We start from the raw sequence: 23,807 nt of genomic DNA, 5'->3' as shown, positions 1-23,807 counted from the left end.
TCCTCCTGAAAAGGTTGCCGATCCCTGAGGGACGGCTGAAAGAACAGGCTAACCCATAAGAGGGGCCGGAGAATCTCCGACCCCTCTCATGAAGTGGTTACTTGACGGATCCGCCCGCAGCCACGATCTTCTGCTCGGCAGAACCCGAGACCTTGTCGACCGCGACGGTGAGCTTCACGGCGATGTCGCCGTTCCCGAGAACCTTGACCTTCTCGTTCTTGCGAACCGCACCCTTGGCGACCAGGTCGCTCACCGTGACGTCGCCGCCCTGGGGGTAGAGCTCCGCGAGCTTCTCCAGGTTCACGACCTGGTACTCGACGCGGAACGGGTTCTTGAAACCGCGCAGCTTCGGGGTGCGCATGTGCAGAGGCATCTGCCCACCCTCGAAACCGACGCGAACGGTGTTGCGAGCCTTGGTGCCCTTGGTACCACGACCCGCGGTCTTGCCCTTGGAGCCCTCACCGCGACCGACACGGGTCTTCGCGGTGTTGGATCCGGGGACCGGACGCAGGTGGTGCACCTTGAGGACGCCGGGACGGGAGGCCGGAGCATCCGTCTTCGGCGCGGCCTTCTTGGCGGCGGGCTTCTTGGCGGGAGCCTCGGCCTTGGCGTCGGCCGCAGCAGCGGACGACTTCTTGGCGGCGGGCTTCTTCTCGGCGGCAGCCTTGGGAGCGGCAGCCTTCTTCGGGGCCTTCTCGGCGCCTGCGGCTTCGTTCTTCTCAGCCATTAGTCGATCTCCTCAACCTTCACGAGGTGCGCGACGGTCTTGACGTAGCCGCGCGTCTGCGCGTCGTCGGGACGGACGGTGCTGTCACCGATCCGCTTGAGACCGAGCGAACGCAGCGTGTCGCGCTGGTTCTGCTTCTCACTCACCTTGGACTTGATCTGCGTGACCTTGAGCCGGGCGGCCATCAGGCACCTACCTTCTGTGCGGCGATGGCGTCAGCCTCGGCGCGGACAAGACGCGCGGGGGCGACCTGGTCGAACTCGAGGCCACGACGAGCGGCGACCGCACGGGGCTCCTCGAGCTGCTTCAGCGCCTCCACCGTCGCGTGCACGATGTTGATCGTGTTCGACGAGCCGAGCGACTTCGACAGCACGTCGTGGATACCGGCGCACTCGAGCACGGCGCGCACGGGACCACCCGCGATGACACCGGTACCGGCAGCGGCCGGACGCAGCAGCACGACGCCGGCTGCGGCCTCACCCTGCACGGGGTGCGGGATGGTGCTCGCGACGCGCGGCACGCGGAAGAAGTTGCGCTTGGCCTCTTCGACGCCCTTCGAGATCGCCAGAGGCACCTCACGGGCCTTGCCGTAGCCGACGCCCACCAGACCGTTGCCGTCGCCGACGACCACGAGAGCGGTGAAGCTGAAGCGACGACCACCCTTCACGACCTTCGAGACGCGGTTGATGGTGACGACGCGCTCCAAGAACTGGTTGTCGCCGCGGTCGCGCGAGTTGCGGTCGCGGCCGCCCTGGTTGCGGTCGCCACGGCCGCCACGGCGACCGTCGCGCTGGTCGCGAGACGGCTCGGACTGCGTGGTGCCCGCAGCGGTCTCGGAAGTGGCAGCAGCCGCTTCGGTCACTTCGTTCTCCTTGTTGTCACTCACAGTGCCAGGCCTCCTTCACGAGCGCCCTCGGCGATGGCGGCGACACGACCCGCGTAGCGGTTGCCGCCACGGTCGAACACTGCCTCGGAAACGCCGGCGGCCTTCGCACGCTCGGCGACGAGCTCACCGACCTTGCGGGCCTTGGCGGTCTTGTCACCCTCGAACCCGCGCAGGTCGGTCTCGAGCGTCGAAGCCGACGCAACGGTGTGACCCTTGCTGTCGTCGACGAGCTGCACGAAGACGTGGCGAGCCGAACGGTTGACGACGAGGCGCGGACGCACCTCGGTGCCCACGACCTTCTTGCGAAGGCGGGCGTGACGACGCGCGCGGGCGTCAGACTTTGACTTGAGAGCCATGGTTACTTACCACTCTTTCCGGCCTTGCGACGCACGTTCTCGCCGGCGTAGCGCACGCCCTTGCCCTTGTACGGCTCGGGCTTGCGGATCTTGCGGATGTTGGCAGCTGCCTCGCCGACAGCCTGCTTGTCGATCCCGCTGACGGTGAGCTTGTTCGTGCCCTCGACCGTGAGCGTGATGCCGGCGGGCGGGTCGATGAGGACCGGGTGCGAGAAGCCGAGGGCGAACTCGACCGAGCTGCCCTTCTGCGCCACGCGGTAACCGGTGCCGACGACCTCGAGGCCCTTGGAGTAGCCCTGGGTCACGCCGATGATGTTGTTGTTGATGAGAGTGCGGGTCAGGCCGTGGAGCGACCGCGACTCACGCTCGTCGTCGGGACGGGTGACGAGAACCTGGTTCTCCTCCACCGCGACCTCGATGGGGGTGGCCACCGTGAGGGTGAGCTCACCCTTGGGGCCCTTCACCGCGACCTCACGGCCGTCGACCGAAACGGTCACGCCCGCGGGAACGTCGATGGGAAGTCGTCCGATACGCGACATCTGGGATCACCACACGTAGGCGAGAACTTCTCCGCCCACGCCCTTCTGCTCAGCCTGACGGTCGGTGAGAAGACCGGAGGAGGTGGACAGGATGGCCACGCCGAGGCCGCCGAGGACCTTGGGGAGCTCGGTCGACTTCGCGTACACGCGGAGACCGGGCTTCGACACGCGCTTGATGCCCGCGATCGAACGCTCACGGTTGGGACCGTACTTGAGCTGCAGCGTGAGGTTGGTGCCGACGCGGGCGGGAGCGGTCTCCCAACCGGCGATGTAACCCTCCTGCTGGAGGATCTCGGCGATGTGCGTCTTCAGCTTGCTCGACGGCAGGGTCACGGAGTCGTGGTGCGCCGAGTTCGCGTTGCGCAGACGGGTCAGCATGTCTGCGACCGGGTCTGTCATTGTCATGGGTGTTTTCCTTCGTTCATGAGGTTCCGGCTGCCGTTACACGACAGACGGCCTGCGATGAGCACGCAATCTTCAATTGTACGTGCACTACGACGGGCTCAGTGACCACCGGCCCCTGAGCCCGTCGAAGGTGTTACGCCTGGGCGTCGTCCGACCGGAACGGGAAGCCGAGGTGACGCAGCAGGGCGCGACCCTCGTCATCCGTCTTCGCGGTGGTGACGACGGTGATGTCGAAACCGCGAACCCGGTCGATCTTGTCCTGGTCGATCTCGTGGAACACGCTCTGCTCCTGGAGACCGAAGGTGTAGTTGCCGTTGCCGTCGAACTGCTTGGCCGACAGTCCGCGGAAGTCGCGGATGCGGGGCAGTGCGAGCGAGACCAGGCGGTCGACGAACTCCCACGCGCGGTCACCGCGGAGGGTGACGTGCGCGCCGATGGCCTGACCCTCGCGCAGCTTGAACTGCGCGATGGACTTGCGGGCCTTCGTGACGATCGGCTTCTGGCCGGTGATCTTGGTGAGGTCGTCGACCGCACCATCGATCACCTTGCTGTCGCGAGCTGCCTCGCCGACACCGGTGTTCACGACGACCTTGACCAGGCCGGGGATCTGCATGACGTTCGCGTAGCCGAACTCGTCCTGCAGCGCCTTCTTGATCTCAGCGTTGTACTTCTGCTTCAGGCGGGGCTGGATCTTGCCAGCCTCCACGGCAGTCTCGGTTGCCATCAGAGGTCCTTACCGCTCTTCTTCGCGAAGCGCACGCGGACGGTGCGCTTGACGCCGTCCTTGGTCTGCTCCTCGATACGGTGACCGACCTTGGTCGGCTTCTTGGTCGAGGGGTCGACGAGTGCGACGTTCGAGATGTGGATGGGAGCCTCGACGGTCTCGAGGCCACCCGTCTTGGTGCCACGCTGCGTCTGACCGACACGCGTGTGCTTGGTGACGTAATTCACGCCCTCGACGACGACGCGGTTGCGCTCGGACAGGATCTCGAGGACCTTGCCCTGCTTGCCGCGCTCGTCCTTGGGTCCGGTGATGACCTGAACCAGGTCACCCTTCTTGATCTTCGCCATGACTTAGATAACCTCCGGCGCCAGCGAGACGATCTTCATGAACTTCTTGTCGCGAAGCTCACGGCCGACCGGGCCGAAGATGCGGGTGCCGCGGGGCTCCCCGTCGTTCTTCAGGATCACGGCGGCGTTCTCGTCGAACTTGATGTACGAGCCGTCGGGACGGCGCGTGGACTTGACCGTGCGGACGATGACGGCCTTGACCACATCGCCCTTCTTGACGTTTCCGCCCGGGATCGCGTCCTTGACCGTCGCGACGATGGTGTCGCCCAGACCGGCGTAGCGGCGGCGCGAGCCACCGAGAACGCGGATCGTGAGCAGTTCCTTCGCGCCGGTGTTGTCGGCGACCTTGAGGCGAGACTCCTGCTGAATCACTTGGCCTTCTCCAGAATCTCCACCAGACGCCAGCGCTTGGTGGCGCTCAGCGGGCGGGTCTCGTTGATCAGGACGAGGTCGCCGATGCCGGCGGAGTTCGCCTCATCGTGCGCCTTGACCTTCGAGGTGCGGCGGATGACCTTGCCGTAAAGCGGGTGCTTCACGCGGTCCTCGACCTCGACCACGATGGTCTTGTCCATCTTGTCGCTGACGACGTAGCCACGACGGGCCTTGCGGTAACCGCGGGCCTCGGCGTCGCGCACATCGTGCGCGGCGTGCTCGACCTCAGCGGCTGCAGCCTTCTTCTCAGCCATCACTCGGCCTCTTCCTTCACGGCGTCGTCAGCGGCATCCGCCTTCTTCGCCTTCGACTTGGACGCCTTCTTGGCCGGAGCCTCGACGGGAGCGGGCGTCGCACGGATGCCCAGCTCGCGCTCGCGGATCACGGTGTAGAGGCGCGCGATGTCGCGCTTGACGGCGCGGATGCGGCCGTGGCTCTCCAGCTGGCCGGTGGCCGACTGGAAACGGAGGTTGAACAGCTCCTCCTTGGCCTTGCGCAGCTCCTCAACGAGGCGCTGGTCTTCGAACGTGTCGAGCTCTGCCGGAGCGAGCTCCTTGGTGCCGATCGCCATTACGCGTCGCCCTCCTCGCGCTTGATGATGCGTGCCTTGAGCGGCAGCTTGTGGATTGCTCGGGTCAGTGCTTCACGAGCGAGTTCCTCGTTGACACCGGCGACCTCGAAGAGGACGCGACCCGGCTTGACGTTGGCGACCCACCACTCGGGCGAGCCCTTACCGGAACCCATGCGGGTCTCAGCCGGCTTCTTGGTGAGCGGGCGGTCGGGGTAGATGTTGATCCACACCTTTCCACCACGCTTGATGTGACGGGTCATCGCGATACGAGCGGACTCGATCTGACGGTTCGTCACGTACGCCGGGGTCAGAGCCTGGATGCCGAACTCGCCGAAGGAGACCTTCGTGCCGCCGGTGGCCTGGCCATCGCGCTTCGGGTGGTGCTGCTTGCGGTACTTGACCTTGCGGGGGATAAGCATCAGGCAGACGCTCCTTCTGCGACGGGAGCCTCGTTGCGGGGCGCGCGGCGGCGGTCGCCACCACGGTCGTCACGACGGGACTTCGGTGCGTTGGCCTGCTCGCGAGCAAGCTCCTTGTTGGTCAGGTCGCCCTTGTAGATCCAGACCTTCACGCCGATGCGGCCGAAGGTGGTCTTGGCCTCGTAGAAGCCGTAGTCGATGTTCGCGCGCAGCGTGTGCAGCGGCACACGACCCTCGCGGTAGAACTCCGAGCGGCTCATCTCGGCGCCGCCGAGGCGGCCGGAGACCTGGATGCGGATGCCCTTGGCACCAGCGCGCTGCGCGCCCTGGAGACCCTTGCGCATCGCGCGACGGAACGCCACACGAGCAGAGAGCTGCTCGGCGATGCCCTGCGCGACGAGCTGAGCGTCGGCCTCGGGGTTCTTCACCTCGAGGATGTTCAGCTGGATCTGCTTGCCCGTGAGCTTCTCGAGGTCGCCGCGGATGCGCTCGGCCTCTGCACCACGACGACCGATCACGATGCCCGGACGGGCGGTGTGGATGTCGACGCGGACGCGGTCACGGGTGCGCTCGATCTCGATGTTCGAGACACCGGCGCGGTCGAGCTGCGTCTGCAGCAGACGACGGATCTTGATGTCCTCGGCCACGTAGTCGGCGTAACGCTGACCCGGCTTCGTCGAGTCCGAGAACCAGCGCGACACGTGGTCCGTGGTGATGCCGAGGCGGAAGCCGTACGGGTTTACCTTCTGTCCCATTACTTGCTCGCCTTCTTGTTGCTGTCGCCCGCAGCGGCCGGAGCCGCCTCAGGCGTCGAGAGCACGACCGTGATGTGGCTCGTGCGCTTCTTGATCTGGAAAGCGCGACCCTGTGCACGGGGCTGGAAACGCTTGAGCGTCGTGCCCTCGTCCACGTACGCGTTCTTCACGTACAGGTCCTGCTCGTCGAGGTACTCGCCGTCACGATCCGCCTTGACCTGCGCGTTGGCCATGGCCGACGCGACAAGCTTGTAGATCGGCTCACTGGCGCTCTGCTGTGCGAACTTCAGGATCGCGAGAGCTTCCTGGGCCTGCTTGCCCTTGATGAGCGCGACGACACGACGAGCCTTCTGAGGGGTCACGCGGATGTGTCGCACGCGTGCGATGGACTCCACCATTTCTCTCTCCTCTATCGCCCCCGCGTCAGCGGCGGCGGCCCTTCTTGTCGTCCTTCTCGTGGCCGCGGAAGGTGCGGGTGGGCGCGAACTCGCCCAGCTTGTGACCGACCATGGTCTCGGAGACAAACACGGGGATGTGCTTGCGACCGTCGTGGACCGCGATCGTGTGACCCAGCATGGCCGGGATGATCATGGACCGACGCGACCAGGTCTTGATGACGTTCTTCGTGCCGGCTTCGTTCTGACCGATCACCTTGCGAAGCAGGTGCTCGTCGACGAAGGGGCCCTTCTTGAGACTGCGAGGCATCTTCTCTTACTCCTACTTGCGCTTCTTGCCGGCGTTACGGCGACGCACGATGTACTTGTCGCTTTCCTTGTTGGCGTGACGGGTACGGCCCTCAGCCTGGCCCCAGGGGGTGACGGGGTGACGACCACCGGACGTCTTGCCCTCACCACCACCGTGCGGGTGGTCGACCGGGTTCATCGCGACACCGCGGACGGTGGGACGGACGCCGAGCCAGCGCTTGCGGCCGGCCTTGCCCCAGTTGATGTTCGACTGCTCGGCGTTGCCGACCTCGCCGATGGTCGCGCGGCAGCGCGCATCGACGTTGCGGATCTCGCCCGAGGGGAGACGCAGCTGAGCGTAGGGGCCGTCCTTCGCGACGAGACGGACGGATGCACCGGCCGAACGCGCGAGCTTCGCACCGCCGCCGGGACGGAGCTCGATCGCGTGGATCACCGTACCGGTCGGGATGTTCTTAAGCGGGAGGTTGTTGCCCGGCTTGATGTCGGCGCCTGCGCCCGACTCGACGATGTCGCCCTGCTTCAGCTTGTTCGGCGCGATGATGTAGCGCTTCTCGCCGTCGAAGTAGTGCAGCAGCGCGATGCGAGCCGTGCGGTTGGGGTCGTACTCGATGTGAGCGACCTTGGCGTTGACGCCGTCCTTGTCGTTGCGACGGAAGTCGATGACGCGGTACTGGCGCTTGTGGCCACCACCGATGTGACGGGTCGTGATGCGGCCCTGGTTGTTGCGACCACCGGTCTTGGCGAGCGGGCGCAGCAGCGACTTCTCCGGCGTCGATCGGGTGATCTCGGCGAAGTCAGCCACCGACGAGCCGCGGCGGCCCGGGGTCGTGGGCTTGTACTTGCGAATAGCCATGATTGTCCTTTATCCCCCGGATCAGCCGATTGCCGTGAAGATGTCGATGGTGCCCGACTTCAGGGTCACGATGGCGCGCTTGGTGTCCTTGCGCTTGCCGGTGCCGAAGCGGGTGCGACGAGCCTTGCCGACGCGGTTGAGGGTGTTGACCCCTGCGACCTTGACGCCGAAGATCTTCTCGATGGCGAGCTTGATCTCGGTCTTCGAAGCGCGCGGGTCCACGAGGAAGGTGTACTTGCCCTCGTCGATCAGACCGTAGCTCTTCTCGGACACGACCGGCTTCAGGATGATGTCGCGCGGGTCCTTGTTCAGGGCCGTCTGGAGAACAGATGCCTGCTCGCTCATGCGGAGACCTCCTGGTTGGCGCCGGACTTCGAGGAGATGAACGCCTCGAGAGCGGCCTGGGTGAAGACGATGTCGTCGGAGACGAGCACGTCGTAGGCGTTGAGCTGGTCGAACGACAGCACGTGGACGTGGCTGAGGTTGCGGATGCTCTTCAGCGCGAGCTCGTCGCCGCGCTCGATGACCACGAGCACGTTCTTCGACGTGGCGACCTGGGCGAGGAAGCCCGCCGCGGCCTTGGTCGAGGGAGCACCGTCGGTGCCGAACGTGTCGATGGCGTGCAGGCGGTCGCCGCGGAAGCGGTCGCTCAGCGCACCCAGGAGGGCGGCGGCGATCATCTTCTTGGGGGTGCGCTGCGAGTAGTCGCGCGGCTTCGGGCCGTGCACGATGCCACCACCGGTCATGTGCGGCGCGCGGATCGAGCCCTGACGGGCGTTACCCGTGCCCTTCTGCTTGAAGGGCTTGCGGCCGGCACCGGAGACCTCGCCACGACGCTTGGTCGAGTGCGTGCCCTGGCGAGCCGCCGCGAGCTGCGCGACGACGACCTGGTGGATGAGCGGGATGTTCGTCTTGACGTCGAACAGAGCGGCGGGAAGCTCGACCGAGCCTGCCTTCTTGCCGTCTGCCTTGAGGACGTCGAGCGCGAGAGTGGAGTCAGCCATGATCAGGCACCCTTCACTGCGTTGCGGACGTAGACGATGCGGCCACGAGCACCGGGGACGGCGCCCTTGACGAGCAGCAGACCCTTCTCGATGTCGACGGCGTGCACCGTGAGGTTGAGGACGGTCACGCGCTCGCCACCCATACGGCCGGCCATGCGCATGCCCTTGAAGACGCGGCTCGGGGTCGACGATGCGCCGATGGAGCCGGGCTTGCGGTGGTTGCGGTGCGCACCGTGCGAAGCCGAGACGCCCTTGAAGTTGTGGCGCTTCATGACACCGGCGGTGCCCTTGCCCTTGCTCGTGCCGACGACGTCGACGAGCTGGCCGGCCTCGAAGGTGCCGTCGACCGTGAGCTCCTGGCCCAGGGTGTAGTCGCCGGCGTCCGCGGTGCGGATCTCGGTGACGTGACGACGCGGCGTGACGCCGGCTGCCTCGAAGTGGGCGGTCAGGGGCTTGTTCACCTTGCGCGGGTCGATCTGACCGTAGGCGATCTGCACGGCGTTGTAGCCGTCCTTCTCGGGGGTACGGATCTGGGTGACCACGTTCGAGGCGAGCTCGATGACGGTGACGGGAACGAGCTTGCCGTTCTCGTTCCACACCTGGGTCATGCCGAGCTTGGTGCCGAGCATGCCCTTGGAAATCTTTGCGTTGATGTCAGCCATGTCGAACCTCAGAGCTTGATCTCGATGTTGACGTCGGCCGGCAGGTCGAGACGCATCAGCGAGTCGACGGCCTTGGGCGTCGGGTCGACGATGTCGATCAGACGCTTGTGGGTGCGCATCTCGAAGTGCTCGCGGCTGTCCTTGTACTTGTGGGGCGACCGGATGACGCACACGACGTTCTTCTCGGTCGGAAGGGGCACGGGACCGACGACGGTCGCGCCCGCACGGGTCACGGTGTCGACGATCTTGCGTGCGGACGTGTCGATGACCTCGTGGTCGTACGACTTCAGGCGAATGCGGATCTTCTGTCCCGCCATTGTCTGCTCTCTCTCTTTAAGCGTCTTACCGTCCTGAGCCGGGTGACCCAGGGGCATTGGACGCACGTCGGCGCTGTTCGCGCCTCGGCACTCGATCGGTTCTGCGAACCGGTCTGCGCACCACTGTTCTGCTGTCAGCCCGCACGCCTCTCGGCGAGCGGATTGCCGACCTCCGCCGCGCACGGCGAAGCCCTCGTGATGAAGGTGTCGGGGGTGTCCTGCCACCCGCGGCCTAGGTCCCTGCGCTGTCGCGCCGCCTATGCACTGCCCTGGTGGTGATCCGGCGCACGCTGAGCGCGCCGGAATGTCGAACCTGTCTATTCTGCCACGGCGGTTTTCCGTTCTGCAAACCCGGGCGTGTCGCGCTCGCTGAGCATCTGCTGAGGACGTCGATCAGACGCCTCAGCAGCGCGAATACGCGCCGCTGCTCAGGGGGAGAGCGGGGCGAGGCATCCCCATGCCTCGCCCCGCTTGGGGAGGGCGTTCAGTGCGAGGGGGCACACCGAACGCGAGAACCCCGACGTGAAGGGACGCCGGAGCCCTCGACCGAGGGCACGGCGGAACGTCCGCCGTGCAGGCGGGAAGACGCCAGGGCGCACAGAGTGCGCGCGTCGCACGATGATCCCCAAAATCGCTTCCCCAGTTGTGACGCGGACGAGCCGCGCAGACATGGGAGGTCGAACCCCTTCGACGTCCCCGACCGCATGTTCCCCAGGCGGTCGACATCATTCTAAAGGCATCGTCCGCCGAAACGCGATACCGCCCTGTGGAAAACCCGGTCCCGGATGCAGCGAAGCGGCGGCCCTCCCCCGGAGAGCCGCCGCCCAGCGTCTGTGCGAGGCCGCTTACTCGTTGCCGACGGCCTTGTCGGCGCTGTCGCGGATCTCGTCGATCTTGTCGGCCGCACCGGGCGCGATCTTCTTGGCGAAGTCGGCGACGCCGTCGAGGACCTTGTCGCTGATGTCCTCGGCCTGCTCGCTCTTGACCGCCTCGGCGATCTTGTCCTTGTTCTGCTCGTACAGGTCCTTGCCCTTGTTGACGGCGTCCTCGATACCCATGCGGGCCCCCTTCTCGATGATCGACGGCGAGGGATCTCGCTCGTCACGTTCATTCTGCACGGAGGGGACGGCACGAGGAAGAAGAGTGTGACGGAGCGTCACCGAACGGCTCCGTCACACCCTTCTGCGGGGAACTGCCGGCGGCTCCTACTCCCCTGCCGCACTGCGACGGCGAGCGAGGAACAGCCCGCCTGCGAGCATCGTGAGCGCGGCGAGGAGCGCGAGACCCCACACCGGTTCCGCGCCGGTCGTCGCGAGCGGGTCAGCCGCTTGCACGTCGACGTCCGCGGCGGAGACGAGGCGCGCCTCGGATGTCTGCTCGCTCGCGGAGGAGACTGACGCGACGTTCGTCACGGCCGGGTACGTGGCCTGCGCGAGGTTCACGCGCACCGTGAGCGTGACCTCCTCGTCGACCGCGAGACCGTCGGCGAGCGTCCAGGTCACGAGGCGTCCGTCCGCGCGCGCCGTGGTGTCGGGCGAGCCTGCGAACGACATCCCCTCGGGCAGGGCATCGGTCACCACGACGGCACCGGGGTCGGCGGTCGGACCGTCGTTGCGGACGACGATGCGGTACAGACCCGTCTTGCCCGCCTGGAACGTCCCGACGGCCGTCTTGGTGACGGTGAGCGCGGCCATCGGCGGCACGGCGACGGCATCCTCCGCGCTATTGTCGTCCGGCGTGCGGTCGGGATGCTGACCGCTGACCTCCGCAGCGGTGACCGCGGCCGTGTTGACGACCTCGGGGTACGCGCCGACCAGCACGCGCGTCTCGATGACGAGCGGTGCGGCGTCCTCCGCCGGGGCGAGAGGCTGCTCGTACCGCGCGACGACCCGGGTCCCGGCGCTCGGGTCATCCTGGTCGACGGGCTCGATGGCCTCGACGGTCCAGGCGTCGCCGACGTCGTCGCCGAGGGCCGTGAGCACCTCGAGTCCGGCCGGGACGACATCGGTCACGACGATGTCCGTCGCCTCCGAGGGACCCGAGTTCGCGACCTGCAGGGTGAAGGTCAGCTCGTCGCCGATGCGCACGGCATCCGCGTCATGCGTCTTCGCGATCGACAGGTCGACCTCCCTGACGACGGTCACCTCGGCCGTGTCGCGGTCGTTCGCGACGTTCGCGTCCGGAGTCCCCGAGGCGACCACGGCGGCGTTCGTCAGCACGGTGCCGTGACCGACCGCGGGGTCGACCAACGCGTCGAACTCGATGGCCGGAGCGGACGCCCCGCTCACGAGACCCGTCTCCGCCGGCGCGAGCGTGAAGGTCACGGACTGCGGGGCGGACGGATCGACCCTCGCGGTCCAGGCGTCAGCGGACGCGCCGACCAGGCCGGCGAACGCGATGCCGACCGGCAGCTCGTCGACCACGGCGATCGGTCCGACCGCATCGCTCGCTCCGAGGTTCTCGACCTCGAGGCGGTACCGGGTGGTCTCCCCCGCGACGGCTCGGTGCACCTCGGCGCCGTCGGCGTCGATCGCGGTCTTGGTGAGGCGCAGATCGGCGTCCGTCGTCACGTCGATGACCGCCGTGTCCGACACCTGGTGCGGAGACGTGGCCCGGCTGTCGTTCCATGACAGGGTCGCCGTGTTCGTCAGCGACGTGCCGGTGAGGACGTTCGAGCCGACGAGCGCCACGATGGTGATCGTGCTGTCCCCGAGCGGGTGAGCCGCCCGCTCACAGGTCTGGTCCGAGACCTCGCACGTCCATCCGGCGCCCGCGATCGACACGGCCGAGAGCCCATCGGGCAGCACATCCGTCACGAAGGCGTCCGCGACCGAAGGTCCGTCGTTGCGCACCGTGAGCGTGTACTCGATCTCGGTGCCCGCGATCCATGGGCCTGCGACGACGTCCTTCGCGAGCGTGAGCTCGGCGAGCGTCACGATGTCGATCGACGCCTCACTGTGATCGTCGGTCGGGTCGGAGTCCTCCGGTCCGAAGACGTCGGCGGTGTTGACGAGTCGCTGCGGACGCACGTCCGGCGCGACGGTGGCCGTCACCACGATCGCGATCGTCTGCCCTGCTGCGAGCGTGTCGGCGCCGGTGAGGGCTGCCCACGAGAGGGACCGGCCGTCGGCCGAGACCGCGGCCGTGGCGGTGCGCGCACCGGCACCGGCCACGTCGATGGTCGACGAGACGTACGACAGCCCGGCCGGCAGACGGTCGGAGACGTCGATCGGAGTGCTCGAGATGCTCGGGCCGTCGTTCGTGACCGTGAGGAGGAAGCGCGTCTGCGTGCCGGCCGTCACCTCGGGCACCACGCCGTCCGCGACGGGCGATCCGTCGGCGCCGAGCGCCTGCTTCACGATCGACAGGTCCGCCACACGGTTCGATCCGGTGGTATCGCCGTCCCGAGGGGTGTTCGTCGAGTTCGTCGCCTCAGCCCTGGCCTGGTTCTCGACGTCGGAGCCAGGGGTCAGCGTGGAATCGACGACGTACGTGACGACGAACGATCGGGTGTTGTCGCCGGCAGCGGCGGGCACGGTGCCCGCGACGGCGAACGTGTCATCCGTTCCGGGGCCGGCGGTACGCGTCCACCGACCGTTCTCGTCATCCACCGAGGCGTAGGCGAGCATGCCGGGCACCTCGTCCACGACGCGGACGTCGCGGGCATCGGCCGGACCGTTGTTGGTCACGACGATGCGGTAGCTGATCGTCTCGCCGGCGACGAGAGCGGGAAGCGGGCCGCCGAACTGCGCGGCATCCTTCCACGTTCCGCCCTCACGGACCACGCGAGTCTTCGCGATCGCCAGCGTCGTGTCGTCGCCAGGGGTGACCGACGCCTCTCCCGTGTTGTTCGAGGCGACCGGATCGGTCGTCGCACCCGGGGAGACGACCGCGACGTTGCGCACTGCGCCACCCGTCCACGAGGCGTCGACCGTGCCCGTGAGCGACAGTCCCTGCGCCGGTCCGACCGGCAGCTGCGAGCCCGTGAACGTCCAGGTGACGGTGTCGCCCGCCGTTGCGGGCCAGCCGTTCGATGCCGCGACCGTCCACGCCGTGAGTCCGGCGGACGGATCCTGCACGGCGCTGATGCCGTCGGGGATCACGTCGGCGACTGTGATGGGGGACGTCCCGGTCGAGACGGCGGCGGACGGACCGTTGTTGCGCACGCTGATGCCCCACGTGACGGGACGGCCCGCGGTGACCTCCGCCGTGTTGACGGTCTTCGTCACCGCGAGGTCGGCCGCGCTCGAGATCGGCTTCGAGACGGAGGTCGCGTTGTCCTTCGTGATGTCAGCCGGCCGCTCGAACGTACGACCGACGACGTCGGCCTTGTTCGTCGCCGTGCCCGTCGCCGGCGCCTGGATCGAGACGTTCGCGACGAGCACGATGCGGTCCGTGCCGTCGGCCTTCAGCGTGCGGGAGCGGTCGCCGACCACGAACGGATCGGATGCCGCACCGGAACCCGACAGCGTCAGAGGGACGCCGGTGGTGTCCGCCGCGCTCGAGTAGTACCGGGCCGTGAAGGCACCGGTCGTCATACCGGCCGGGAGGTCGGTCGAGTCGGTGAGGCGGAACGGCCCGCTCGCGGCATCCGGGCCCTGGTTGGTGACGGTGATGCGCCACTGCGGCTGGGTGTACCCCGCCCGTGCGGTGTCGCCGGCGGTCCAGGCGCCCTGGGCGTCGCCGCCGACGGCCTGCTTGACGATGCGCAGATCGGCACGCCCGATGTGGGCGTCGGCGGTGGCGTCGGGACCCGCATATGCTCCGCTCGCGTTGCGCGTCGACCCGGTCGCATCGGTGGCCGAGCCGCCGACCGTGTTGCGGTGGTTGATCGCCAGACCGGCACCGGGCGCGGTCAGGGCACCGGGGTGCGGCACCGTCGCGAACGTCACGAGCAGCGTGCGCTGCGTGAGCGTCGCACCGTCCGCTGAGCCGGGCAGGATCGGCTGCCCGCTCGCCGAACCCAAGGTCCACGTCAGCGTCTGGCGGCCGTTCTGGGCACCGAGCACGGGAGCGCCGAGAGCGACCGAGGCTGCCGTGCCGACCGTGAGGCGCGGAGTCACGGTCGCGTCGTACTCCCAGTTCGCCGGAAGCGTGTCGGTCAGGGTGATGGTCTGCGTGACCCCGGTGCCGGTGTTCTGAGCCTGGAGTGTCCAGGAGAACGACTCTCCGACGAAGGCCTCGGTGCCCGAGGTCGCCCGCTTGCTCAGTGCGACCTGCGGGAACCGCGGAGTGATGTCCGCCTTCCCCGACGTGGCGCTGGCCGTCAGCGGGGCTCCGCCGGGGCGGGTGCCGGTGCCGGGCCGGTACGCCCATCCGCCGCTCGACGCCGACTCGTACTGCGTCACGACGACGCGGTTCCCGAGCGTGCCGGTGCCGAGCGACTGCGCGGCGATGAACGTGCCGTCGTAGACGAAGTCGCGGGTGTTCGACCCGGCGACGTTGCTCAGCGGACCATCGATCGTCCAGGTGATCACCCCGCCTCGCCCTTCCCGCAGGGCCGCGGCGTCCGAGAACGTCGCGCCGGCGAAAGCCTGCTGGTCCGTGTCGATGCGGATGCCGGCGTCCACCGTGTCAGTCACGACGACGCCGTGAGCGGGTGCCGTTCCGGCGCCGCTCGCGTTCGTCACGCGGACACGGTAGGTGAACGTCTGGTCGGGACCGCCGAGGGAGGCCGAGCCGTAGCTGCTGTCGGCAGCGCCGACGTTCTTGACCGCCTTCGCGATCGTCACGTCGGGGTTGAGGATCGTCACAGGAGCGGATGCCGTGGCGGAACCGCGCTCGGCGGGATCCGTCGTGCCGTCGATCCGGTTCCAGGCGAAGGTCGCGCTGTTGACCGGAGCGGCCGAGGTGACCGCCGTCGTGAGACGCGCCTGATAGGTGACGGTGATCGTGCGGACGTCGCCCGCGGCGAGGATGTCGTCCCGATCGATCGTCCACGACAGCACGTTGCCGCGCAGCGTCGGGGCGCCCACGCTCGGCTCGTCCGATGCACCCGTCCACTGCACGCTCTGAGTGCTGGTGCCCTCGGGGAGGAACTCCACGCCCGCCGGGAGGGTGTCGGTGAGAACGACGTCGTAGAAGTTGGTACTCGACGGCAACGTCGTCGTGACCGAGTAGGTGACGGTATCGCCGACCGCTGCGGATGCCGGCGACGCGCTCTTGGTGACGGAGGCGTCGGGCATCCGCACGGTGGCGTCGGCCGCGCGCGTGACGAGGCCGCGGCGGTCGGCCGTGTCCTGATCGGCGCCCACGGCGAGGGGCAGCGTGTACCCGCTGAGCTCGGCGCGGTTGACGAACTGGGAGCCGCCGCCCGCGAGCGCCTCGACCGTGCCGGTGTAGGTCAGCGTGGGGGCAGCACCCGTGCCGCGGACGGCCGGGATGGTCCACTCGATGAGGGTGCCGCTGCCGGTGCCCTTCTGGATCGCCGCGTTCGCGGATACGGAGCAGGTGTCGGCGAGGATGCGAGCCGTGCCCTCGGAGGGCGCGAGCGCGGACGGCGTGATCTGCTGCGGCACGCAGTCGATGACCGTGACGTCGTAGAGCGCCGGGCGGTTCGCCGCGTTGCTCGCGGTGAGCGTGTAGGTCACGGTCCCGTTCGCCGCGACGGTGGCCGACGACGTGGTCTTGGTCAGCGTCGGCGACGGCTCGACGAAGTCGACGGACGCCGTGTCGGTGCGGGTCAGGCGCGCGCCGCCCTGCGCGTTCGGGTCGACGAAGGTCAGCCGTGCCGTGTTCGTCAGCGTCGTGCCGTGGGCGATGTCGACCCGCGAGCCGCCTGAGGTCGAGGCGTCCCTATCGGTCACCCACACCGCGATGCGCGCACGGAAGGTCTGCGGCTCGGACGTCTTGTTCGTGTAGACGTCGGGGAAGGTGAGGACGCCGTGCGACTCTCCCGCTCGCTCGGAGATGCGGAAGTCGGCGGCGGACGCGCCGATGGCCAGCGGGGCACCCGATGGCCCGAAGAACGTCGCACTGCCCTCGATGTATTGATAGGCCATCGATCCCGAGCCGGGCGAGATGCCGAACCTGCCGTCGTCGGAGAGCACGGCCCCCTTGACGGTGGTGCGCGCGGGGATCGTCACGGAGTACTCGAACGCTGCCTTCTCGCCCTGCACGATCTGGGTCGCACTGTTGCGGGAGCCGTCGCCCAGGTCGCTGGTCCCGGTCGACGTGTCCGCGACCGGAGCGACCTCGGTCGACACGAGCTTCTTGTCGACCGCCACGTCGGGCAGGTGCACCTCGGCCGTGCCGACCGTGCCGTCGTCGGATGCCGCGACCTCGCCGTCCCGCGGCGTCCGGGTGGTGAGCTGCTGCCCTCCCCCGTCGCCCTGTGGCACGACCGTGGTGGTGCGGCTCGGGTTGTTCTCGACCGCGTAGCTGACGAGCCCCGCGGTGTTGGTGTAGCTCTGGGTGAGCTGTGCGGCGGCTCCGCCGCCCGCGACCCCCGCCGGCACGGTCAGCGTGTAACCCAGGGTCAGTCCGCGCACCTGCTGAGGGGCGGTCTCCGTCGCGGCCGTCGAGCCGGCCACCGAGGCACCGACCTTCCACGCGATCACCGAGCGACCGGCGAACTCGCTCGCCAGCGAGATGCCGTCGGGCAGGGTGTCGCCGTCGTCGTAGGCCGCGACGGTGACGTCACCGGCGGGGATGGTCGTGGCGGTGCCCGCGTCGTAGAGCTCCGAGGTGAACGAGCCGACGTCCGCCTTCGTGACACCGGCGGGCAGGACGTCCCAGACCACGTGGTCGGTCGTCGTGTTCTGCGGTGCGGTGACGTCGATGCGGTATTCGACGGCATCCCCCTGCACGACCTGGCGCGTGGGGATCCGCGCGCCGAAGCCGTCGCCGATCACGGAGCCGTTGACCGCGCGGATGCCCTTGGTCAGGGTCGCTCCCCAGTCGAGGTCGATGCCCGCGTCGTCGCGCAGGAACGAGATCTCGCCGTCGACGTTGACCTGCTGGTACTTGGCGTGGTTCAGCGGGCTGTCGACGTCGTCGCGCGATGCCGACTGCGAGACGACCTCGGCGCGGATGTAGATGATCGCCGCGCTCCCGGCCGGCATGAAGCGGTCGCCACTGGCGTTGCGGTTGTGGGCGCCGAACTCCCACGTGAGCGAAGTGCCGCTCGCCGCGGTGTTCGGGATGTAGTCCGTCGGGAACGTGCCGGAACCCCAGGCCACGGGTCCGGTGGTGTCGGTGAAGCCGGGCATGCCGCGGAATCCATACTGGATCTCGGCGATCTCGACGCCCTCGGGGAGGTAGTCGGTGAGGATGGGGTTGCGCGTGTCGATACCCGTCGCGAACGGCACCGTCACGCGGTACCAGACGTCGTCGCCGGGCGAAAACGGCGTCGAACTCTCGGCGGACCACGTCGCGTCTGCATCCGTCGGCGAGTCGCCGCGCTCGAGCACGACCTTCTCGAGACCGGTGTAGTTCGAGGTGATCAGTGCCGACGAGTCGTCGAGCGCGTGACGGGTGCCGCCGACCTTCGCGCTCAGCGCCGGGTCGTTCGCGATCGCCGCGATCGGGGTGGTCTCGGCTGCGACCTGGACCCGGTTGAGGAACCGGTCGCCCGAGCTCGTCCCGCCGTTCGCGCCGGTGTAGTTCGGGCGCTGCATGACGGAATACTCCCCGGTGAAGGAGGCACCAGCGGCGAGGTCGTCGACGGCGAAAGTGGCGGTGAAGGTGCCGTCGGTCGTGTCATACGCGAGGGCGGTCAGCTGCAGCTCGGACGAGAGCACGGCACCGCGCGCTTCTGTCGGCAGGTTGCATGCGTCGCCGGGGACCTCGAGGTTCCAACCCTCCTTCGACACGGTGCGATCGTCGATCGTCAGCACCGTGTCGCCGCCGGAGACCGGGAAGGCGGGGCAGAGACCGTTCGGGATGACGTCGGTCAGCACGATGTTCGACGCGTCGACGTACTCGCTCACGTCCACGCGCACCGAGTAGGTGGCGACGGACCCCGTGGCGAAGAGACCGCTCGACTCGACGCCCTTCACGACGCGGATGTCGACCGCCTCGATGATCTCGTCGTCATCGTCGGTGGCGGCGCGGTATGCCGGGTCACCACCCAGCACGGGCCCCTGGTAGGTGCCCGCGACGACCGCGACGTTGCGGAATGTCTGAGCGGCCTCGGCGTTGTCGGCGCCGCCGTGGCGGGTGGAGGAGCCCGTGTTGTTGTCGAGGTTCGCAGCCTGCGTGCCCGCTGCGGTCGCCGGAGCGGTGCCGGCGGGCCACAGAGCATTGGCCAGGAGCGGCACGCCGGCGTGATAGCGGATCTCGGCCGTCGCGCCGGCCGCCAGGTCGCCCAGCGTCCACACGATCTTCGTGTACACGCCTGCACCGGGCAGTCCCAGCGCCGCTGCCTCTGCCGCGGTGACCGGGATCGTGTCGACGCTCTCCCCGGCGGTCGTGCCGCCGGACACCGGACCCGCGCCCGGGTACTCCGCACGGGAGGAGTTGTCGATCGCGGCGAGCCCGAGGTACTCGAGGCCGGCGGGCAGGTAGTCGGTCACCGTCACGCCGGACGTCACCCCGCGCGCGGTGTTCTCGACCCGTAGCGTGTAGGTGGTGACGTTGCGGTGCACGCCGCGGAGGAGTTCGCTCTCGACGCTCGGCTCGCTCTTCACGATGCGCAGGGCCTGCACGGGCACGTCGTCGGTCGCGGTGCCCGCGCCGGACGTGTGGGTCGTGGTCTTCGCGACGCTGGGCGAGCCGTCGAATGTGGGAAGGCGGGAGGGGTCGTCACTCGTGTACGCACGGATCGAGAAGCCGACCTCGCCGCCGACGGGGTACAGGTCGGCGATCGGAGCGACCGTGACCGTCGACGACACGGTCGCGCCCTGCGGGAGGTCGTTGACGTTCGACCACACCCAGACCTGCTGGCCCTCGGGCACGGAGCACAGCGGAGGCTCATCCGACAGCGCAAGGCCGGCCGCGAGGCAGTCGGTGTCGACCGTACGCGATCGGTTGGGCAGCACCTCTCCGGCCTGGAAGACGGTCGGCGAACCGAACGCGCCGGCTGAGACGAAGGAGACGGATGCCGGGAGCGTGGCCACGAGGCTCAGGTTGAACTGCGCTCCCCCGTCGGCGTTCGCGACGGCGATGTCGAAGCCGACATTCTCGCCCGCGAGCACGAAGTCCTTGCCGGCCGACGCCGGATCGACGTTGTCGGCGGAGACGCGCGGCGCCCAGGGCGCGGCGGTGGCCATCTGCGCCGACACCCCGAGAGCCAGTGCTCCCGCGATGAGGGAGACGACGGCGGTGACGGCCGTCAGTCTCCGGGCGCGCTGATTCATCTTTCGACGCAGGGTCGAACGCATGCTGAAACTCCCCTATGACCCCGCACGCCACTCCCCGGTGTGCAGGCACTCCCCTCGCGCATGCACACCACGGATGCGCGCCCGCGAACCCTCGGGGCTTTCAGCGGAACGCATCGACAGTCGTCATCCCGGCCTTGACCCCGGGAGACGCACACGGGCTGCACGAAGTGCAGCGACTCTCACCCTATATGACACTTCAAGTTGTATTCAAGCCCATGTATCAAGAAGATGCGCGCCGGGACGACGAAAGGGGCCGGACCCGAAGGTCCGACCCCTTTCGCAGGAAGCAGATGCTTACTTGATGATCTTCGTCACCGTACCGGCGCCGACCGTACGACCACCCTCACGGATGGCGAAGCCGAGGCCCTCCTCCATGGCGATCGGCTGGATCAGCTCGACCGTCATGTCGGTGGTGTCGCCCGGCATGACCATCTCGGTGCCCTCGGGCAGCGAGATGACGCCGGTGACGTCGGTGGTACGGAAGTAGAACTGCGGGCGGTAGTTCGTGTAGAAGGGGTTGTGGCGGCCACCCTCGTCCTTGGACAGGATGTACGCGGTGCCCTCGAAGTCGGTGTGCGGCGTGACCGAACCCGGCTTCACGATGACCTGGCCGCGCTCGACGTCCTCACGCTTGGTGCCGCGGAGCAGCAGACCACAGTTCTCGCCGGCCCATGCCTCGTCGAGCTGCTTGTGGAACATCTCGATACCGGTGACGGTCGTCTTCTGCGTCGGGCGCAGACCCACGATCTCGACCTCGGAGTTGATGGCCAGGGTGCCACGCTCGGCGCGACCCGTGACGACGGTTCCACGACCGGTGATCGTGAAGACGTCCTCGACGGGCATCAGGAACGGCTTGTCGCGGTCACGCTCGGGGTCCGGCACGCTGTCGTCGACGGCCTGCATGAGCTCGAGGATCTTCTCGGTCCACTTCTCGTCGCCCTCGAGGGCCTTGAGAGCGGAGACCTGGACGACCGGAGCGTTGTCGCCGTCGAAGCCCTGGCTCGAGAGCAGCTCGCGGACCTCGAGCTCGACGAGCTCCAGGATCTCCTCGTCGTCGACCATGTCGGACTTGTTCAGCGCGACGAGCAGGTACGGAACGCCGACCTGCTTGGCGAGCAGCACGTGCTCACGCGTCTGAGCCATGGGGCCGTCGGTGGCGGCGACCACGAGGATCGCGCCGTCCATCTGAGCCGCACCGGTGATCATGTTCTTGACGTAGTCGGCGTGACCGGGAGCGTCGACGTGAGCGTAGTGACGCTTCGGGGTCTCATACTCGATGTGCGAGATGTTGATGGTGATACCACGCTGGCGCTCTTCCGGCGCCGAGTCGATGGAAGCGAAGTCGCGCTGCACGTTGGTGTCGGAGGGGTACTTGTCAGCAAGCACCTTCGAGATCGCTGCGGAGAGCGTGGTCTTGCCGTGGTCGACGTGACCGATCGTTCCGATGTTGACGTGCGGCTTGGTCCGCTCGAACTTGGCCTTAGCCACTGGGTCCTCCTCAGGACGTCGTTGTAGAGGTGCCGGGCACTGGATTGCGACCGGTTCTCTACGGGTGTGATTCTCAGTTTAGTAGAGAGGGAATGTGAAGTTGTAGGTGACCTGGGAGCCGGGCCGGAACCCGGCTCCCAGAAAGGGTTACTCGCCCTTGGCCTTCTGGACGATCTCGTCGGCCACGGCGCGCGGGACCTCGGCGTAGCTGTCGAACTCCATGGAGTAGACGGCACGGCCGGAGGTCTTCGAGCGCAGGTCGCCGATGTAGCCGAACATCTCGGACAGCGGCACCGAGGCGCGCACGACCTTGACGCCGGCGGCGTCCTCCATCGACTGGATCTGGCCACGACGCGAGTTCAGGTCGCCGATGACGTCGCCCATGTACTCCTCGGGAGTACGGACCTCGACGGCCATCAGCGGCTCGAGCAGCACGGGGTTGGCGCGACGAGCGGCCTCCTTGAAGCCCATGGAGCCCGCGATCTTGAACGCCATCTCCGAGGAGTCGACGTCGTGCGCCGCACCGTCGACGATGGTCGCCTTGACGCCCACCATCGGGTAGCCGGCGAGCACGCCGACGTTCATGGCGTCCTGGAAACCGGCGTCGATCGAGCCGATGTACTCACGCGGGATGCGACCACCGGTGACCGAGTTCACGAACTCGTAGGTCTTCTCGCCGTCGAGCTCGAGCGGCTCGATGTTGAACTGGATCTTGGCGAACTGGCCCGATCCACCGGTCTGCTTCTTGTGCGTGTAGTCGTGCTTCTCGACGGCCTTGCGGATCGTCTCGCGGTACGCCACCTGCGGCTTGCCGACGTTCGCCTCGACGCGGAACTCGCGCTTCATGCGGTCGACGAGGATGTCGAGGTGCAGCTCGCCCATGCCCTTGATGGTCGTCTGACCGGTCTCGGGGTTGAGCTCGGTACGGAAGGTCGGGTCCTCCTCAGCGAGCTTCTGGATCGCGAGACCCAGCTTCTCCTGGTCGGCCTTGGTCTTCGGCTCGATGGCGACCTCGATCACCGGCTCCGGGAACGTCATCGACTCGAGGACGACCGGCGCGTCGATCGCGGCGAGGGTGTCACCGGTGGTGGTGTCCTTCAGGCCGATCACGGCGTAGATGTTGCCGGCGGTCAGCTTCTCGACCGGGTTCTCCTTGTTGGCGTGCATCTGGAAGATCTTCCCGATGCGCTCCTTCTTGCCCTTGGTCGAGTTGATGACCTGGGCGCCCGACTCGAGCTCGCCCGAGTAGACGCGCACGTAGGTCAGACGACCGAAGAACGGGTGGACGGCGACCTTGAAGGCCAGGGCCGCGAACGGGTCCTTCGCGTCGGGGTGACGCTCGATGATCTTCTCCTCGTCCTTCGGGTCGTGCGCCTCGATGGCGGGCACGTCCAGCGGAGACGGGAGGTAGTCGACGACAGCGTCCAGCATCGGCTGCACACCGCGGTTCTTGAAGGCCGAGCCGCAGAGCACGGGATAGATCTCCGAGGCGACGACCATCTTGCGGATGGCGCCCTTGATCTCGGCGACCGTGAGCTCCTCGCCGCCGAAGAACTTCTCCAGAAGCTCCTCGTCGGTCTCGGCGACCGTCTCCAGCAGCTGCTGGCGGTACTCCTCGGCCTTGTCCTTGAGGTCGGCCGGGATCTCCTGGATCTCGTACGACGCACCCATGGTCACGTCACCCTTGGCGTCGCCGGGCCAGACCAGCGCGCGCATCTCGACGAGGTCGATGACGCCGACGAAGTCGTTCTCGGCGCCGATCGGGAGCTGCAGCACGAGGGGCTTGGCACCGAGGCGGTTGATGATGGTGTCGACGGTGAAGTAGAAGTCCGCGCCGAGCTTGTCCATCTTGTTGACGAAGCAGATGCGGGGGACGTTGTACTTGTCGGCCTGACGCCACACGGTCTCGGACTGGGGCTCGACGCCCTCCTTGCCGTCGAACACGGCGACAGCGCCGTCGAGGACGCGGAGCGAGCGCTCCACCTCGACCGTGAAGTCCACGTGACCAGGGGTGTCGATGATGTTGATCTGGTTCTTGTTCCAGAAGCAGGTCACGGCGGCAGACGTGATCGTGATGCCGCGCTCCTTCTCCTGCTCCATCCAGTCGGTGGTCGAGGCGCCGTCGTGCGTCTCGCCGAGCTTGTGGTTGACGCCCGTGTAGAACAGGATGCGCTCGGTCGTCGTGGTCTTTCCAGCATCGATGTGCGCCATGATGCCGATGTTCCGAACCTTGCTCAGGTCGGTGAGCACGTCTTGTGCCACAGGAGTGTCCTTATCTTTTCGTGCAGTCGTACTG

At 67.7% G+C, this 23,807-nt stretch carries 24 protein-coding genes; all 24 read right to left on the bottom strand.

Annotated features, from left to right (window positions below):
• Positions 1-97 precede the first annotated feature (97 nt).
• A complete protein-coding gene (gene rplO / locus M3195_RS09400; RefSeq protein ID WP_251586868.1) occupies positions 98-727 on the bottom strand; it encodes a 50S ribosomal protein L15 in 630 nt (209 codons plus the stop codon).
• Positions 727-912 (bottom strand): 50S ribosomal protein L30, encoded by a 186-nt coding sequence (gene rpmD, locus M3195_RS09395; RefSeq protein WP_067121122.1) that lies wholly within the window; start codon positions 910-912, stop codon positions 727-729. The genes rplO and rpmD overlap by 1 nt, the downstream gene beginning before the upstream one ends.
• Complete coding sequence (rpsE, locus tag M3195_RS09390) at positions 912-1,613, bottom strand: 30S ribosomal protein S5 (protein ID WP_096715100.1); 702 nt, start codon at positions 1,611-1,613, stop codon at positions 912-914. Before rpsE ends, rpmD begins: the two co-directional genes overlap by 1 nt.
• Positions 1,610-1,969 carry a 50S ribosomal protein L18 gene (rplR, locus tag M3195_RS09385; protein ID WP_096715099.1) on the bottom strand — a complete coding sequence of 120 codons (360 nt, stop codon included), beginning with the start codon at positions 1,967-1,969 and terminating at the stop codon, positions 1,610-1,612. The genes rpsE and rplR overlap by 4 nt, the downstream gene beginning before the upstream one ends.
• 2 nt (positions 1,970-1,971) lie before the next feature.
• On the bottom strand, positions 1,972-2,508 hold the full coding sequence (gene rplF / locus M3195_RS09380; protein ID WP_096715098.1) for a 50S ribosomal protein L6: 537 nt from the start codon (positions 2,506-2,508) through the stop codon (positions 1,972-1,974).
• A gap of 6 nt (positions 2,509-2,514) precedes the next feature.
• The gene (rpsH, locus tag M3195_RS09375; RefSeq protein ID WP_096715097.1) at positions 2,515-2,913 is read right to left on the bottom strand and encodes a 30S ribosomal protein S8; all 399 of its coding nucleotides are present in this window, start codon (positions 2,911-2,913) and stop codon (positions 2,515-2,517) included.
• 133 nt (positions 2,914-3,046) lie between these two features.
• Positions 3,047-3,637, bottom strand: coding sequence for a 50S ribosomal protein L5 (gene rplE, locus M3195_RS09370; protein ID WP_096715096.1), 591 nt, complete (start codon positions 3,635-3,637; stop codon positions 3,047-3,049).
• On the bottom strand, positions 3,637-3,984 hold the full coding sequence (gene rplX, locus M3195_RS09365; RefSeq protein ID WP_251586866.1) for a 50S ribosomal protein L24: 348 nt from the start codon (positions 3,982-3,984) through the stop codon (positions 3,637-3,639). The genes rplE and rplX overlap by 1 nt, the downstream gene beginning before the upstream one ends.
• A 3-nt stretch (positions 3,985-3,987) precedes the next feature.
• Entirely contained in the window at positions 3,988-4,356 is a 369-nt protein-coding gene (rplN, locus tag M3195_RS09360; RefSeq protein ID WP_053097479.1) for a 50S ribosomal protein L14, read from the bottom strand.
• Positions 4,353-4,670, bottom strand: a complete 318-nt coding sequence (gene rpsQ / locus M3195_RS09355; RefSeq protein ID WP_096715095.1) for a 30S ribosomal protein S17 — start codon at positions 4,668-4,670, stop codon at positions 4,353-4,355. The genes rplN and rpsQ overlap by 4 nt, the downstream gene beginning before the upstream one ends.
• Complete coding sequence (gene rpmC / locus M3195_RS16920; RefSeq protein ID WP_050722500.1) at positions 4,670-4,987, bottom strand: 50S ribosomal protein L29; 318 nt, start codon at positions 4,985-4,987, stop codon at positions 4,670-4,672. The genes rpsQ and rpmC overlap by 1 nt, the downstream gene beginning before the upstream one ends.
• Complete coding sequence (gene rplP / locus M3195_RS09345; RefSeq protein WP_045275476.1) at positions 4,987-5,406, bottom strand: 50S ribosomal protein L16; 420 nt, start codon at positions 5,404-5,406, stop codon at positions 4,987-4,989. Before rplP ends, rpmC begins: the two co-directional genes overlap by 1 nt.
• Positions 5,406-6,161 (bottom strand): 30S ribosomal protein S3, encoded by a 756-nt coding sequence (gene rpsC, locus M3195_RS09340; RefSeq protein ID WP_050722499.1) that lies wholly within the window; start codon positions 6,159-6,161, stop codon positions 5,406-5,408. Before rpsC ends, rplP begins: the two co-directional genes overlap by 1 nt.
• A complete protein-coding gene (rplV, locus tag M3195_RS09335; RefSeq protein WP_025102404.1) occupies positions 6,161-6,559 on the bottom strand; it encodes a 50S ribosomal protein L22 in 399 nt (132 codons plus the stop codon). The genes rpsC and rplV overlap by 1 nt, the downstream gene beginning before the upstream one ends.
• Positions 6,560-6,584: 25 nt before the next feature.
• Positions 6,585-6,866 carry a 30S ribosomal protein S19 gene (gene rpsS, locus M3195_RS09330; RefSeq protein WP_045249922.1) on the bottom strand — a complete coding sequence of 94 codons (282 nt, stop codon included), beginning with the start codon at positions 6,864-6,866 and terminating at the stop codon, positions 6,585-6,587.
• 12 nt (positions 6,867-6,878) lie between these two features.
• Positions 6,879-7,718 carry a 50S ribosomal protein L2 gene (gene rplB, locus M3195_RS09325; RefSeq protein ID WP_251586864.1) on the bottom strand — a complete coding sequence of 280 codons (840 nt, stop codon included), beginning with the start codon at positions 7,716-7,718 and terminating at the stop codon, positions 6,879-6,881.
• Positions 7,719-7,739: 21 nt separating this feature from the next.
• Positions 7,740-8,063, bottom strand: coding sequence for a 50S ribosomal protein L23 (gene rplW, locus M3195_RS09320; RefSeq protein ID WP_017829206.1), 324 nt, complete (start codon positions 8,061-8,063; stop codon positions 7,740-7,742).
• A complete protein-coding gene (rplD, locus tag M3195_RS09315) occupies positions 8,060-8,722 on the bottom strand; it encodes a 50S ribosomal protein L4 (RefSeq protein ID WP_096715093.1) in 663 nt (220 codons plus the stop codon). The genes rplW and rplD overlap by 4 nt, the downstream gene beginning before the upstream one ends.
• A gap of 2 nt (positions 8,723-8,724) precedes the next feature.
• Complete coding sequence (rplC, locus tag M3195_RS09310; protein WP_096715092.1) at positions 8,725-9,384, bottom strand: 50S ribosomal protein L3; 660 nt, start codon at positions 9,382-9,384, stop codon at positions 8,725-8,727.
• Positions 9,385-9,392: 8 nt separating this feature from the next.
• Positions 9,393-9,701: a 30S ribosomal protein S10 gene (rpsJ, locus tag M3195_RS09305; protein WP_017201594.1), complete on the bottom strand. Its 309-nt coding sequence runs from the start codon at positions 9,699-9,701 to the stop codon at positions 9,393-9,395.
• Between the two features lie 845 nt (positions 9,702-10,546).
• The gene (locus M3195_RS09300; protein WP_045264638.1) at positions 10,547-10,759 is read right to left on the bottom strand and encodes a hypothetical protein; all 213 of its coding nucleotides are present in this window, start codon (positions 10,757-10,759) and stop codon (positions 10,547-10,549) included.
• A gap of 147 nt (positions 10,760-10,906) precedes the next feature.
• Complete coding sequence (locus M3195_RS09295) at positions 10,907-20,023, bottom strand: isopeptide-forming domain-containing fimbrial protein (protein ID WP_251586862.1); 9,117 nt, start codon at positions 20,021-20,023, stop codon at positions 10,907-10,909.
• Between the two features lie 294 nt (positions 20,024-20,317).
• Entirely contained in the window at positions 20,318-21,511 is a 1,194-nt protein-coding gene (gene tuf, locus M3195_RS09290; RefSeq protein ID WP_096715090.1) for an elongation factor Tu, read from the bottom strand.
• Between the two features lie 147 nt (positions 21,512-21,658).
• Positions 21,659-23,773, bottom strand: coding sequence for an elongation factor G (gene fusA, locus M3195_RS09285; protein WP_251586860.1), 2,115 nt, complete (start codon positions 23,771-23,773; stop codon positions 21,659-21,661).
• Positions 23,774-23,807 lie beyond the last annotated feature (34 nt).

Source organism: Microbacterium hydrocarbonoxydans (assembly GCF_023715885.1).
GTDB classification, from domain to species: domain Bacteria; phylum Actinomycetota; class Actinomycetes; order Actinomycetales; family Microbacteriaceae; genus Microbacterium; species Microbacterium hydrocarbonoxydans_C.
This window is presented reverse-complemented; position numbering and strand designations above follow the sequence as displayed.